Source organism: Streptomyces sp. NPDC058326, assembly GCF_042879855.1.
Taxonomy (GTDB): Bacteria; Actinomycetota; Actinomycetes; order Streptomycetales; family Streptomycetaceae; genus Streptomyces.
Window position 1 is genome coordinate 1 of sequence record NZ_JBHVZO010000012.1, and the last position, 14,326, is coordinate 14,326.

11 protein-coding genes are annotated in these 14,326 nt (G+C 70.3%); 6 read left to right on the forward strand and 5 right to left on the reverse strand.

Annotated features, from left to right (window positions below):
• Positions 1–497 precede the first annotated feature (497 nt).
• A complete protein-coding gene (locus tag ACFVYX_RS21890) occupies positions 498–1,412 on the reverse strand; it encodes a hypothetical protein (RefSeq protein WP_389683085.1) in 915 nt (304 codons plus the stop codon).
• A 248-nt stretch (positions 1,413–1,660) separates the two neighbouring features.
• On the opposite strand from ACFVYX_RS21890, the gene ACFVYX_RS21895 reads away from it, so the two are divergent.
• Positions 1,661–2,011: a hypothetical protein gene (locus ACFVYX_RS21895; protein WP_389683086.1), complete on the forward strand. Its 351-nt coding sequence runs from the start codon at positions 1,661–1,663 to the stop codon at positions 2,009–2,011.
• 53 nt (positions 2,012–2,064) lie between these two features.
• A complete protein-coding gene (locus ACFVYX_RS21900) occupies positions 2,065–2,370 on the forward strand; it encodes a transposase (protein WP_389683301.1) in 306 nt (101 codons plus the stop codon).
• Here the strand turns inward: ACFVYX_RS21900 and ACFVYX_RS21905 are convergent.
• Positions 2,354–3,607 carry a serine hydrolase domain-containing protein gene (locus ACFVYX_RS21905; RefSeq protein ID WP_389683087.1) on the reverse strand — a complete coding sequence of 418 codons (1,254 nt, stop codon included), beginning with the start codon at positions 3,605–3,607 and terminating at the stop codon, positions 2,354–2,356. The genes ACFVYX_RS21900 and ACFVYX_RS21905 overlap by 17 nt on opposite strands.
• Before the next feature lie 436 nt (positions 3,608–4,043).
• Between ACFVYX_RS21905 and ACFVYX_RS21910 the strand changes: the two genes are divergently transcribed.
• Entirely contained in the window at positions 4,044–5,090 is a 1,047-nt protein-coding gene (locus tag ACFVYX_RS21910; protein WP_389683088.1) for a substrate-binding domain-containing protein, read from the forward strand.
• Here ACFVYX_RS21910 and ACFVYX_RS21915 read toward each other — a convergent pair.
• Genes ACFVYX_RS21915 through ACFVYX_RS21925 form a run of 3 tightly spaced genes read right to left on the reverse strand, consistent with a single transcriptional unit; the run spans position 5,074 to position 8,749 of the window.
• Positions 5,074–5,784 (reverse strand): sulfite exporter TauE/SafE family protein, encoded by a 711-nt coding sequence (locus ACFVYX_RS21915; protein ID WP_389683089.1) that lies wholly within the window; start codon positions 5,782–5,784, stop codon positions 5,074–5,076. The two genes, ACFVYX_RS21910 and ACFVYX_RS21915, sit on opposite strands and share 17 nt — an antisense overlap.
• On the reverse strand, positions 5,781–7,199 hold the full coding sequence (locus ACFVYX_RS21920) for an amidohydrolase family protein (RefSeq protein WP_389683090.1): 1,419 nt from the start codon (positions 7,197–7,199) through the stop codon (positions 5,781–5,783). Before ACFVYX_RS21920 ends, ACFVYX_RS21915 begins: the two co-directional genes overlap by 4 nt.
• Positions 7,196–8,749 (reverse strand): uracil-xanthine permease family protein, encoded by a 1,554-nt coding sequence (locus ACFVYX_RS21925; RefSeq protein WP_389683091.1) that lies wholly within the window; start codon positions 8,747–8,749, stop codon positions 7,196–7,198. Before ACFVYX_RS21925 ends, ACFVYX_RS21920 begins: the two co-directional genes overlap by 4 nt.
• A gap of 815 nt (positions 8,750–9,564) precedes the next feature.
• Between ACFVYX_RS21925 and ACFVYX_RS21930 the strand changes: the two genes are divergently transcribed.
• The 3 genes from ACFVYX_RS21930 to xdhC are packed head-to-tail and all read left to right on the forward strand — an operon-like array spanning position 9,565 to position 14,325.
• Entirely contained in the window at positions 9,565–11,064 is a 1,500-nt protein-coding gene (locus tag ACFVYX_RS21930; protein WP_389683092.1) for a xanthine dehydrogenase small subunit, read from the forward strand.
• Positions 11,061–13,514: a xanthine dehydrogenase molybdopterin binding subunit gene (gene xdhB / locus ACFVYX_RS21935; protein WP_389683093.1), complete on the forward strand. Its 2,454-nt coding sequence runs from the start codon at positions 11,061–11,063 to the stop codon at positions 13,512–13,514. The genes ACFVYX_RS21930 and xdhB overlap by 4 nt, the downstream gene beginning before the upstream one ends.
• A gap of 1 nt (position 13,515) precedes the next feature.
• Positions 13,516–14,325, forward strand: a complete 810-nt coding sequence (xdhC, locus tag ACFVYX_RS21940) for a xanthine dehydrogenase accessory protein XdhC (RefSeq protein WP_389683094.1) — start codon at positions 13,516–13,518, stop codon at positions 14,323–14,325.
• Position 14,326 lies beyond the last annotated feature (1 nt).

Sequence of the window (14,326 nt, forward strand, 5' to 3'; positions counted from 1 at the left end):
CAACGCGAGCTCGAGGCAGCGATGCAGCACGTCCGTCGCTTCCTGCACCCAGATCGGCGGCGTCCGCTGACGACGCCGAACTGCACACCACCGCCCCGCCGGGGGCCGTCCAGCGCTGAGAGACGACGCTCACGCAGCGATCACGGGCATGGCAACCTCCGTGGACCATCGACTGGCGTCGACACACCAGACAAGCGTTTCCAAATCTCAGCAACAATCCGACATCAGCAACAAGCAACTGCTCCTGCAACTCGTTTACAAAACGTTCTCCCTTCTCATCTACGCAGCCAGACGTCGCAGTGAGTGCCGGATTCGCGTGCGAGGGCAGCCATCTCACCGCCACGTCTCTGGGGCCGCGACCGGCAAAGTCGTCTCCTCGAAGGCCTCGCTCTCAGGGGGCAGTTCCCGAGTTGCAAGGCGGTCGGTCCGGAGACTCGGAGTGTGCCGTAGATAGGTGGATGGGATCTGGGTGGCCGCGGGGATCAGGGAAGCCAGCGCTACTGGGGGTTGCCGTTGGCGTTCAGATGGGCGCTCATCTCCGCATAAGCGCGCTGGGAGTGGGCGTTGCCCAGGTTGTGGTTGATCCGGAGGTAGTCGTAGAGGACCTGCACGCATTCGTCCCGGGTGGGATAGGTCGCGTCGGGGGCCAGGTCAAGACTCTTGGTGATCTCCATCAGCCTTCCGTCGGCCGTGGTGTATACCGGGTGCCAGACGAGATGCACCGCCGGGTTGAGCGCCATGACCACGCGCAACTGCGGAACCTCCTGCGCGATGAGGACGCTGTCGGAGTTGTACGACCGCAGAAAGATGTGGACGGGACCACGGGCGCGGTCCACGAACGCCTTGGACAAGACGTTCCACATGGGCGTCTTGAGCATCCAGTCCGAGGTCAGGGTCAGATTATGGACCACACCCCCGAAGGGAGTGGTCTCCAGAGGCGTGTGGCCCTTGGCGCGGGCGTATTCACTGACCTCAATGCCGCCCGACCAGAGAGCCAGCGTCGGCGTGTCGATCTCCAGGTAATCGCCGATGAGCTTCACCAGCTCCTGGTACCAGCTGTTCGACGCACGGTGGTCGCGCTGTTGCTGGCGATCGGCGTACTCCGCCATGGCCTCGTCGTTGAGCTGCCCTTGTTCGGCGATACCACCGAGAATGAGCTGCCAGGCAGCGTCCGTGACGTCGTTGGGGAAGCCCGCCTGAGCCATCGTGTCGCGGAACGTGCCCCACTCGCCGTGCCCGGTGGGATCGGCGGCGTGCCGCCGCGCCTCCTCCCTGACCGCGGGATCTCCCTGGCGCTGAAGCCACCGGGTCACGGCCGCGTTGCCTGCCGTCCGTTGGAGGACGGCGAGTTCGGCGGGGTGCACCACCTGCCCGGCGGCGCGCTCCGGTGCCGCGTCCTGTGCCGGCCTCATCGGTGCCGCCGGAGTTGTCGGTGGCACCGAGGGCGTCCTTGTCTGTCGCACGCTGCGGCCTTCCAGGTTGCTGTTCGACCCGAAGGGCCCGTTGGCCCGAGATTAGGACCTCGGTATGGCCTCCGCGAGGGTCAAAAGGGCAGGGAACACGGCACTCAATGCCGCTGAAATGACCAGTTGGGACTTGTCCGGCCGGGATCATGCCCGACGCGGGCGTGGATCTATCCTGAGCGCCTACGGGGGCGCCCATGGAGCGAGACGTTCTGCTGGTGCGGGACTTGGGGACGGCTGTACCTGGCTTCGAGGAGCTGTTGGACGCGCACGTCTTCAACGAGGACCGTGTCCTGTCCCACGTGTTCTTCTGTGATGTCGTTCAGGAGACCGTCGCATCGTTCCTCGAAGGGAACGAGACGGACTGGCACGTCACGCTGCGATTCCTGGAAGAGCAGCTTCGACTCGATGTCCCCGACGTGACCACGGTGGTTGTCACCTCGTTCCTCTTCAAGCTGCCGTGGCCGGAACAGCCCGGCTATGGCCTTGTCGACCACCTTGGTCCCGCCATGAGTGGACGGTTCGCTGCGATCCGGGCCTCCGGTTAGGACTTCTCCGGTCGAGCATGTGACTACCCCCTGTCCAGGCCGTTGAGATGGCCATGCGGCGGGGTGACGTGAGTGATGCCGAGTGGAACGGCTGCGGCCGTTTCCTGCCGGTCAGCAACAGGCGTTGCGGCCGGTGGCGGGATCACCGGCAGGTGATCGACGGGATTCTGCACCGGGTGCGGACCGGCGTGCAGTGGCGTGACGGACCCCTGGGTCCGTCCCCACACCCCGATATCCCGGCTGTCGGCGGCCGCTCATCACCACGCAAGGCATCCGATGTTCGAGCGTGTCGAGGCGAGCTTGGGGCTGGCGGGAGGCGTGTCGGTCTGGGGTGGTCGCGCATCAGCCTGGGCCGATGACGGCCCGGGTCTCCTGCTCGATGATCTCCCACAGCGGCGCGCCGTCGCGGTTGGTGAGGATGACGCCGACCCAGCCGGTGTCGGGATAGATGGTCCAGTTGGCGCCGACGCCGGGGTTGGCACCGGCGCGGCTCCACACCCACTGGCCGCTGACGAGGCTGACCGGTATCTGGTAGGCCCCGAACGACGCGTCGGCGGGGGTTGCCCGGCGGGCCAGGCCGCCTCCCTCGGGGGCCAGGGGGATCTTGGGTCCGGTGAACAGTTCGGCGTAGTGCCGGTCCAGCACTGTGCCGTCGCCCAGCGCACGCGCGAACCGCACCAGATCCGGAGCGGTGGCGAAGCCGCCGTCTCCAGGGGCGTCGATGAAGGCTCGGCCCGGGTTCTTGCCCTGTACGTAGGGGGCTGGGCTGCCCTTGTCCAGATTGCGGACCGCGTCCACGTGGCTGCCGTCGGCCAGTGCCATGTACGGGTGTGCGATGTGCTGGTCGGTGAGCCACTGTGGCCGGGTGTAGAACCCTGAACCGGTCATGCCGCAGAGCTTGAAAATGTTCTCCTGGACGTAGTCCCAGTAGGTCTGGCCGGTCACGGCTTCGATGATCTGCGCGGGAATGGCGACCTCGGCGCCGGAGTGGCTGCTGGGTGTGCCGGGAGGGGCCTCCGGCGTCGCCTGCCGGGCCCACTGCTCGTAGAACTCGTGCACCTCCTTCCGGCTGCGGAAGATGCGTTGCACGTCCTCGTCCGGGGTTTTCATCCCGGAGGTGCCGGTGAGCAGCTGGTGGATGGTGACCTGCTCGGCGATCTCCTTGGCGTAACCCGTCAGGTGAGTGCCCACTGTGTCCGACAGCTGCAGCCGGCCCTGCTGCGCCAGCTGCAAGATGGCCACCGCGTGGAACGGCTTGCCCGCCGAGCTGAGGCTGAACGCCGTGTTCTCGCCGTTGGGGATCCCTTTCTCCTTGTCGGCCATGCCGTAGCTGCGCGACAGCACCGTCCGGCCCCGGTGTGACAGCAGCACCACGCCGGAGAACCTGCCCTCGGCGGCCAGCTTCGCCACGTATCGGTCGTAAGCTCCGCCAGGTCGGGTGTCCGGCGGGGTACCGGAGCCGGTCGGGGCCGCATCGGCGCGGGCGGGCGGGGCGCCCGTCAGGTGCGCGCCCGCCGCCGCCATCCCGGCGGCCGTCAGCCCGCTCCATCCCAGCAGCCGCCGCCGGTCGATACCGTTTGTGGAATCCGCATCCATGATCACGATCCTTTTCTGATCGACGAAACCGGCCGTGTCTACTCAAGGCGGACGTCTGTTGTGGTGGTGTATGCGTTTTTCGATACGCCCGCGATACACGCGGCTCCTGCTGCCCAGCGCCTGGACCCGCAGGTCAGTGCAACGGGTCCTGTGGCTTTGTTGCTGGGTTGCGAGAGCGCCTGGGTGCTTGCTTCGGGACCATGAGAGATGTCTCGTTCGGCTCCCTCCCGGTCGGGTCTGCGCGAGCGGGGCAGCCGCCGTGGTGCCCGCTGAAACGGGAGCTCGGTCGAATCGTCCGCCGTGTCGCGGTTGAGCGTTGTCGCTCGGGAGTACCGCCGGGGAGACGGTGGGTCCTCGTCCGGCAGCGGGCGCTGCGCCGCCGGAGGCCGGTAGGCGAAGATGGGGTGTCCTGTCCTCAGCCTGCAAGGAGCGTCCGTTGGCGCGAACATCCGGTCCCGGCTCGCGGCCACCGACGATCGCCGATGTCGCGCGGATCGCCGGGGTGTCGCGTACGACGGTCTCGCATGCCCTCAACGGGATCGGCAAGGTCGATCCGCGGACCAGGGAGCGCATCAAACAGGTCGCCGCCGAGGTCGGGTACCGGCCCAATCTGCGGGCGCAGCGGCTGCGCCGGGGGGAGGCGAAGGCCATCGCGCTCGCCTCTTCGATGCCGTTCGCGGTGGCCGGTGGACCGTCGCGGCTCGGGTTCTACATGGAGATCGCCGCCGCCGCGGCGGAGAGCGCGTTGCTGCACGGCTACGCGCTGGTGCTCGTCCCGCCCGTGCAGTCGGGGTCCGCGTTGTACTCCGTCGACATCGACGGGGCCATCGTCGTCGAGCCGGACGCGAACGACGCGGCAGCGGCGCAGTTGAGGGAGCGGGGTCTGCCTTACGTGTCGCTCGGCCGGCCGGTGTCGCCGGACGACATGTCGCCGTATGTCGATCTGCGCGGGGGGCTGGTCGCGGAGTTGCTGCTCGCGCATCTGCGTGAGCAGGGTGCCAGGCGGCCCGCGCTGATCGTCGGCTCCGGTTCACGCCATTCGTCGGTCGACGCGCTCGCCGCGTACGAGCGGGTCGCCGAGCGGTACGGCTGGGTGCCGGTCGTGGCGAGCGCCCCGGAGGCGGGCGGCGAGCAGGCCGGGTACGAGCGCTGTGCCGCTCTGCTGGCCGAGCATCCCGGGATCGACGCGGTCTGCGCGCTGGTGGACGCGTTCGCGGTGGGCGCGGTGCGGGCGATCCGGGACAGCGGGCGGTCCGTGCCCGGTGACGTCATGGTCGTCACCCGGTATGACGGGCTGCGTGCGCGGACCTGTGAGCCGCCGCTGACGGCCGTGGATCTCCACCTGGACCGTGCGGCGGCCGACGCGGTGGAGCTGCTGCTCGGCCGGTTGCGCGGCGAGGGCGCCGCCGCCACGGTGGCGACGGCGCCCGAGCCGCGGGTCGTTCCGCGTGCCTCGTCGCTACGGGTCACAGCCCGAGCATGAGCACGAGCCCGGAGACCAGCGCGAAGACGAGGACGCACAGCCGCATTCTGCGCGCGTCAAGCCGGTGGTGCACCAGCCGGCTCAGCCACGCGCCCGCGGCGATCACGGGCAGCAGCGCCAGCGCAAGGCCCAGGTCTCCGGGCTCGCCCTCCCCTGTCGCGAACAGCAGGCCCAACGAGGCCACTTCTCCGACGAGGAAGCAGGCCGCGACGGTCGAGCGGAGTTCCGCGGGCGGCCGGTGCTGGTAGACGAGCGCGAGCGGCGGGCCGCCGACGCCGGTCGCGGTCTCCGTCAGACCGGTCACCACGCCCGCGCCGAGGTAGGCCACCCGGCCGGGAGTGAAGGCGGGCGCCACCAGGCTCACGACGGCGGCCAGCACGGTGGCGATGCCCACGAACAGGCCGATGCTGCGGTCCGGGATCAACCAGAGCAGCGCGAGGCCGGCGGGTGTGGCGGCGAGCCGTGCGCCGGTGATCCAGCCCGCGCCGCGCAGGTCGATCGAGGCGCGTTCGCGCCAGGCGACGTACAGGTTGAGCGGGATCATGGCCGCCAGGACGAACACCGGGAGCAGGCCGGGGTCGAGGATCCCTGCCACGGGCGCGACGATCAGGGCGAAGCCCAGGCCGCTGGTGCCCTGGACGAACGCGGCGACGGCCACCGTGACGGCGAGGACGGCGAGTGCTTCCGTGCTCACAGGGCGGTGCTCCGCTGTCGTGCCGCCGTGGACGTGGGGTGTACGCGGGTGATGGGCGCCCTTGCGACGGTGGCACGGGCCAGTTCGGCTGCCTGCCGTACGAGTGCGGGGCCGTCCCAGCCGGTGGGCCGGCCGTGCCACAGGCGCAGTTGCCCTGCGACGAACACGGCGGTGATCTGGTCGCGGTTGCCGCGGCGTACCAGCTCCCACGGCACGTCCCAGGAGAGTGCGAGCTCGGGGTTGGTGAGATCGACGAGGAGGAAGTCGGCGGCCAGTCCCTCGGCGACGGTACCGGTGCGCGTGCCGAGGCCGACCGCGTCGGCGCCGCCGGCGGTGGCGTGTTCGAGCCAGGTCCAGCCGGCGCCGCACGACGAGTCGCCGGTGGCGAGACCGTAGGCGATCCGCTGGGCGAACTCGGCCGCGTCCGCGAGCCGGAATCCGTCGCCGCGGGTGCCGTCGGTGCCGAGCCCGAAGCGGATGCCGCGCTCGGCCATGGCGGTGGCCGGGGCGACGGCGTTTCCCTTCCAGGCGCTGGCCACGGGGTTGTAGCTGACGGCGGTGCCGGTGTCGGCGAGCAGGGTCAGTTCGCGGGGGGTGAGCAGGGTGGCGTGGGCGGCGAGCAGTTGTGGGCCGAGCGCGCCGATGCGGTGCAGGTACTCGAGCGGGCGCAGTCCGTGCTGCACGAGGGAGCGTTCGACGCCGGCCAGGTGCTCGTTGACGTGGATCTGCACGATCGCTCCGGCTTCCGCGGCGAGGCGTGCGGTGCGGTGGAGCGTCGTGGGGGTGGCTGCTTCGGGAATGGAGACGGCGAGCGAGGGGTGGAGCAGTGGGTCGCCGCCGTACCGGGCGAGGTGCTGTGCGGCGCTTTCGAGGACTGCGGTGGTGCGCGTCGTGTCTTCGGCGGCGGCCGCGGTACCGCCGACGGCGTCGTTGCAGACGAGGCCGAGTACGCAGCGGATTCCGGCGTCGCGAGCGGCCGACGCGATGACGTCGATGTCCACGTCGGCGCGTGTACCGGCGTCGGTGACGGTGGTGAATCCGCCGCGCAGTGCCTCCCATGCCGCCAGTTTGGCCGCGACGTAGGCCGATTCCTCGTCCAGTGCTCCTTCCAGCGGGACCCAGACCCTGCGGAATATCTCCGAGGGTTCCCCGAAGGCGAGCGCGGAGCCGAAGCTCTGGGTCAGGTGGTGGTGGGCGTCGACGAAGCCGGGCATGAGGAGGTGGCCGGGCAGGCGTACGGCGTCGAGCTGCGGATGCGTACGCGCGAGTTCCTCGGCGGGTCCGACGGCGCGGAAGGAGCCGTCGGCGACGACGATCGCGTGTCCGTGGACGGGTCCTTGCGGCAGCAGCACGGCGTCGGGCACGAGGAGCAGCGGGCCGGGAGAGTCGAGGAGGTCGCGGGTGAGCTGGTTCATCGGTCGCTTTCCGTGCGTGTGGTGGTCAGCCGGGCGGCGATGCGCGGTCTGACGTGGTGGAACAGGATGTTGAGTACGGCGGCGACGAACGCGCCGACGGCTACGCCGCTTTCGAGGAGGATGCGGACGTTCGGCGGGAAGCCCGCGTACACGCCGGGGACGAGGATCGGCAGCAGGCCGAGGGCCAGGGCGACGGCGCAGATGAAGGTGCTGGTGTGCTTGTCGAGGTCGGAACGGCTGAGCATCTGCACGCCGAGCACGGTGATCACCGCGAAGACGACCATGGCCGTGCCGCCGATCACGGCGGACGGGACGACACTGATCGCGCGGGTCACCGGCGCGAGGAACCCGATGACGATGAGGACCACACCGGCGGCGGCGGTGACGAAGCGGCTGCGGACGCCGGTGACACGGACGATCCCGATGTTCTCGCCGCTGGTCACCATCAGCGGCAGTCCGAAGAACCCGCCGAAGAGTGAGGTGAGCGCGTCACCGCGGACGGTCTTGGGGACGTCGGTCCGTGTGTCGATCTTCTTGCCGACGGCTTCGGCGTTGACGACCGTCTGGCCGGTGGCCTCCGCCATGGAGGCAAGGCTGTAGAGCATCAGCGGCAGTGCGGCGATCAGACTGAACTGAGGTGAGCCGAACGGCATCAGCTGGGGCAGGCTGACCAGGCCGCCCTCGGCGGCGCCGTCGGGGGCGAAGCGGCCGAGGAACGCGGCCAGCACGGTGCCGGCGACGAGTCCGAGCATGACGGCGAGCTGCCGCAGGATGCCGGTGAACAGCAGGTAGAAGACGACGGTGAATCCGATCGTCGCCGTGCCGAGCGCGAGGTTCGTCGTATCCGCGAATCCCGGTTCGCCGGGCCGGCCGGTGACGAGGACCGCGCCGACCTTCACCAGGTTGACGCCGACGATGACGATCATGGTGCCGATGACGAGGGCCGGGAAGAATCTGAGGAGCCGTGAGAAGACCGGCAGGACGACGAAGTAGAACGCCGCGGTGAGGATGACCGCGCCGGTGGCGGTGCGCAGACCGTGCTGCTCGGCGATGGCGATGAACAGGATGAGCGGCGCGCCGCCGGGCAGCATCACGAACGGCAGCCGGGGACCGAACTTCCACGGCCCCAGCGACTGGATCAGCGAGCCGACACCGGAGAGCACGAACGCCGCGGAGAGCAGGTTGACGGTCAGGCTGGCGTCGAGGCGGAGGGTGGCGCTCATCAGGAAGATCGCCGAGATGGGGGTGGCGGCCATGACGAGGACGTGCTGGATCCCGAAGAGGATGATGCGCCCGAGGGGGCGCGACTCGTCTACGGGGTGTACGGCGGGGTGGGGGGTGGTGGGCGGGGTGGGGGGCGGAGTGACGGCCGCGTCGGTGGGCGGGGCGGCATGGAGGGCGCCGCCCGCGTCGGCGGGCGGGGCGACGGACGGGGCGCCGTCCGCGGCAGCGGGCGGGGCCTCCGCGGCGGCATGCGGGGCGCCGTCCGCGGCGGGCTCCGGCGTCGGTGGTTGTTCCGTTCCGGGTGCGGGCTGGCGATGGCGGGGCATGTGGGAGCTCCATTCGGGAGGGAGGAATGCTCGGACATCAGCCGCGATCCGGCCCCGAACGGAGGGCCAAATCGATTTGGCCAAATCGATTTGGCCGTCAGTATGGAGAGACCCCGTGACAGGCGTCAAGAGTTGCGACGCCGGACGCGTCCTCAGGGATACGGGGTGCTCGTCGGCCGGACGGCGGCCGTCTCGCGGCACGCGGTGGAGCGGGCGAGCGCACCGGAGGGCCGGTGGCCCGCGACCCGCCGTGGGTGAAGCTTTCTGCCGTGCCCACCGGGGCCGGCACCGTGCGCGCTCGGGGGGGGCGGAGGGCGACGCCGGCCGGAGGGACGGGGCGGCCCGGCAGACCATGAGGGCCACGTGCTCCACCCGCCCCAGATCCGCAGTCCGGGGACAGCCGGCGCCCACGACGCTCGCTCCCGGGCGGCGCTCGAGCAAGGCTCGGGGCCGGGCGGCCCCCTTGACCTCCGTGGCGGCAGGCCACTAATTTGCCGTGAACGCCGACCCATGGCTCCTCGAAAGGAGGCGACCAGCCGATGCTCACCTACTCCGACCTTGGTCGCCTCGCCGAGTGCACCGCCTGGGCTCCGGGGCGTATCGCGCACGGCTGCTGAGCGCGCCCCTTCTCCTGTGCCCTTTCGTGGCACGTTTCGGCTTTCCCGATTTCCCTTCCCCCCCTTTTCCCGGCACCTCGCTGCCGCGTGCCGTTCCGCGCCCGCTTCTCTCACGTGGCGCGTCTGAAACAAAGAGAGCTGTCCGACATTGATGAAGATGATGAATCGACCGATCGCGCGCCGAGACGGAGGCCTGTCGTGACGGCGGCGCGCATCACGGTCAACGGAAATGAAGCACCGATCTCACCGACAGCACCCCACACCACGGTGCTGGACTTCCTGCGCGACCGCGGCCTCACCGGCACCAAGGAGGGCTGCGCCGAGGGCGAGTGCGGCGCCTGCGCGGTCCTGGTCGCCCGTCCCGGGATGAACGAACCCACCGACTGGGTGGCGGTCAACGCCTGCCTGCTCCCGGTCGCGGCACTCGACGGCCAGGAGGTCGTCACCTCCGAGGGGCTTGCCACCGCCGGCGAAGCCGGCACGCCGGGCACGCTTCACCCGGTGCAGGAGGAGATGGCACTCCGCGGCGGCTCCCAATGCGGTTACTGCACACCGGGATTCGTCTGCAGCATGGCAGCCGAGTACTACCGGCCCGACCGCTGCGCGCACGCCGGCCCGGACTCGCACGGGGACCCGGACTCGCACGCCGACCCGGCCGGCAGCACCGACCCCGAGCACGGGCCGAACGGCTTCGACCTGCACGCGCTGAGCGGAAACCTGTGCCGCTGCACCGGATACCGTCCGATTCGCGATGCAGCGTTCGCTATCGGTGCGCCCACCGACGAGGACCCGCTCGCACAGCGTCGTGAGCAGTCCCCGCCCGCACCGGTCGCCACCGACTACGTCCAGGGCAGCAGCGCGTTCCTGCGGAGGAACACCCTGGGCGAAACCCTGCGGTTGCTGCGCGAGCGGCCCGACGCGGTCGTGGTCGCCGGATCCACCGACTGGGGCGTGGAAGTGAACATCCGCGCGCGCCGGGCCCCTTGTGTGATCGCCGTCGACCGACTGCCCGAACTGCGGGAGCTGCGCGTCGAGTCGGACTTCATCGAGATCGGGGCGGCGCTGACGCTCACCGAGATCGAACGCCGCCTCGACGGCCGGATCCCGCTCCTTGCCGAGCTGTTCCCGCAGTTCGCGTCGCGGCTCATCCGCAACGGTGCGACCCTCGGCGGCAATCTGGGGACCGGCTCCCCCATCGGTGACAGCCCGCCGGCGCTGCTCGCGCTCGAGGCGTCGGTGGTGCTCGCCGACGCCGACGGTGAGCGCGAGGTTCCCCTCGCGGAGTACTTCACCGGTTACCGGCAGAGCGTGCGCCGTCCCGGCGAGCTGATCCGCGCGGTACGCGTCCCACTGCCGCTGTCGCCGGTCGTCGCCTTCCACAAGATCGCCAAGCGGCGCTTCGACGACATCTCCAGCGTGGCGGTCGCCTTCGCACTCGAGATCGAGGACGGGATCGTCCTCAAGGCACGCATCGGCCTCGGCGGCGTGGCCGCCACCCCGATCCGCGCGCTCACCACCGAGGCGGCCCTGGAGGGCAGGCCGTGGACGACGCAGACCGTCGAAACCGCGGCGCCGGTCCTGCGCGCGGAGGGCACGCCCATGGACGATCACCGCGCCAGCGCCGCCTACCGCTCCGCGATGCTGGGCCAGAGCCTGCTGAAGCTGTACGCGCAGACCACCGAGGCGGTTTCCTCATGAGCCATCTGTCCCAGCGCCCCGAAAAGCCGGCCGTCGGCGTGTCGATGCCGCACGAGAGCGCCACCCAGCACGTCACCGGCACCGCGCTCTACACCGACGACCTGATCCACCGCACCAAGGACGTCCTGCACGCCTACCCGGTCCAGGTCATGAGGGCCCACGGCAGGATCACCACACTGAACACCGGGCCCGCGCTCGCCGTGCCCGGGGTGGTCCGCGTGCTGACCGGTGCCGACGTGCCCGGTGTCAACGACGCCGGAATGAAGCACGACGAACCGCTGTTCCCCGATACCGTCATGTTCCACGGTCACGCGGTCGCCTGGGTGCTCGGCGAGACCCTGGAGGCGGCCCGGCTCGGTGCGGCGGCCGTCGAGGTGGAACTCGACGAACAGCCCTCCCTGATCGCGCTGCGGGACGCGATCGCGGCGGAAAGCTTCCACGGCGCCCGGCCCGTGATGGTCACGGGAGACGTCGACGCCGGCTTCGCGGACTCCGCGCACGTGTTCTCGGGCGAGTTCGAGTTCTCCGATCAGGAGCATTTCTACCTCGAGACGCATGCGGCGCTGGCCCTGGTCGACGAGAACGGGCAGATGTTCGTCCAGAGCAGTACCCAGCATCCCTCGGAGACGCAGGAGATCGTCGCGCACGTGCTCGGCCTGCACAGTCACGAGGTGACCGTGCAGTGCCTGCGGATGGGCGGCGGCTTCGGCGGCAAGGAGATGCAGCCGCACGGGTTCGCGGCCGTCGCCGCGCTCGGCGCCAGGCTGACCGGCCGGCCGGTCCGGGTACGGCTCAACCGCACCCAGGACCTCACCATGTCCGGCAAGCGCCACGGGTTCCACGCGAAGTGGAAGATCGGCTTCGACGCCGACGGGCACATTCAGGCCCTGGACGCCACCCTGACCGCGGACGGCGGCTGGAGCCTGGACCTGTCCGAACCGGTGGTCGCCCGCGCCCTGTGCCACATCGACAACACGTACTGGATCCCCAACGCCCGCGTCGCCGGCCGCATCGCCAGGACCAACAAGGTCTCCAACACCGCCTTCCGCGGTTTCGGCGGGCCGCAGGGCATGCTGGTGATCGAGGACATCATGGGCAGGTGCGCGCCGCTGCTCGGCCTCGATCCGACGGAGCTGCGGGAACGCAACTTCTACCGGCCCGGGCAGGGCCAGACCACGCCGTACGGGCAGCTGGTCACCCACCCCGAGCGGATCTCCACCGTCTGGCAGCAGGTGCGCGCCGACGGCCGCGTCGCCGACCGGCTGCGCGAGATCGCGGCGTTCAACACCGCGCACCCGCACACCAAGCGGGGGCTCGCGATCACCGGCATCAAGTTCGGCATCTCGTTCAACCTCACCGCCTTCAACCAGGGCGGCGCGCTGGTGCTGATCTACAAGGACGGCTCGGTCCTGATCAACCACGGCGGCACCGAGATGGGCCAGGGCCTGCACACCAAGATGCTGCAGGTGGCCGCGACCACCCTGGGCATCCCGCCGCACAAGGTGCGCCTCGCCCCGACACGTACCGACAAGGTGCCCAACACCTCCGCCACGGCGGCCAGCGCGGGCGCGGACCTCAACGGCGCGGCGGTGAAGAACGCCTGCGAGCAGTTGCGCGAGCGGCTGCTCACGGTGGCCGCCACCCGGCTGGGTGTCAACGCTGCGGACGTGCGCATCGTCGAGGGCGTCGCCCGCGCGCTCGGCCAGGACGAGGAACTGGCCTGGGACGACCTGGTGCGCACCGCCTACCTCCAGCGCGTGCAGTTGTCGGCCGCCGGTTTCTACCGGACCGAGGGGCTGCACTGGGACGCGAAGGCGTTCCGGGGCTCGCCGTTCAAGTACTTCTCCTACGGTGCCGCCGCGGCCGAGGTGGAAGTGGACGGCTTCACCGGCGCGTACCGCATCCGGCGGGTGGACATCGTGCACGACGTCGGCGACAGCCTCTCTCCGATGATCGACATCGGCCAGGTCGAAGGCGGCTTCGTGCAGGGCGCGGGCTGGCTGACACTCGAAGACCTGCGCTGGGACACCGGTGACGGGCCGGGCCGCGGCCGGCTGCTGACCCAGGCGGCGAGTACGTACAAGCTGCCCAGCTTCTCGGAGATGCCCGAGGAGTTCCACGTCCGGCTGCTCGAGAACGCCACCGAGGAGGGCGCGGTCTACGGGTCCAAGGCCGTGGGTGAGCCCCCGCTGATGCTGGCGTTCTCGGTACGCGAGGCGTTGAGGCAGGCCGCCGCGGCGTTCGGGCCCGACGGAGTCAGCGTGGAACTCGCCTCCCCCGCCACCCCGGAAGCGGTGTACTGGGCGATCCAGGCGGCACGCCGGGCCGCCGGTCTCCCCGGCCCTGACGGTCGCTCCCCTGAGGGTCCCTCCTCTGACGGTCGCACCGACGGCGGGTTCGCCGCCGGGGCCGGGACGCGAGCCGAGGCAGAAGCGTTGAGCGGTGCCTGACATGACCTGGGTAGCCGCGGTCGCGGGGCTGCGAGCACGCCGGGAGGCCGGCGTGCTGGTGACCGTCGCGGCCGTACGCGGCCATGCCCCTCGTGACGCCGGCGCGAAACTCGTCGTGGGCCGGACAACGACGTGGGGCTCGATCGGCGGCGGCAACATCGAGGCGGTCGCGATCGACCGGGCCCGGGAGATGATCGTCGCGTCCACACGCGAACCGGAGCTGATCGACTTCGCTCTCAACGACAAGGTGACCAACCGGCACGGCGTGCAGTGCTGCGGCGGCACGGTCTCGGTGCTGCTCGAACCGCTCCCGGTGGTACGGGCGGTGGCGATCTTCGGCGTCGGGCACGTCGGGATGGAACTGGCGCGTGTACTGGCTCGTCAGGACCTTGACCTCCACCTCATCGACAGCCGCGCCGACGTCCTGGCCGAGGAGCGGCTCGCCGTCCTCGCGGACGCGGTGGCGGAGGTGCGGGTGCACCACACCCCGCTGCTGCCCGAGGAGGTCCTCGAGACGCTGCCGCACGGCGCCCACGTCCTGATCATGACCCATGATCACGCCGAGGATGCCGCTCTGTGCGACGCCGCCCTGCGGACAGCCCATCTCGGCTCCATCGGGCTGATCGGGTCGGCCGCCAAATGGACACGGTTCCGCAAACGCCTCCTCACAGAAGGCGGTCACGACGAAACCGCCGTCGACCGGATCAAGACCCCCATCGGACTGGCCCACATCACCGGCAAGGAACCCGCGACCATCGCCGTGAGCGTCGCCGCCGATCTGCTGCACACCTTCGAAGCAGAGGAGGGCTGAC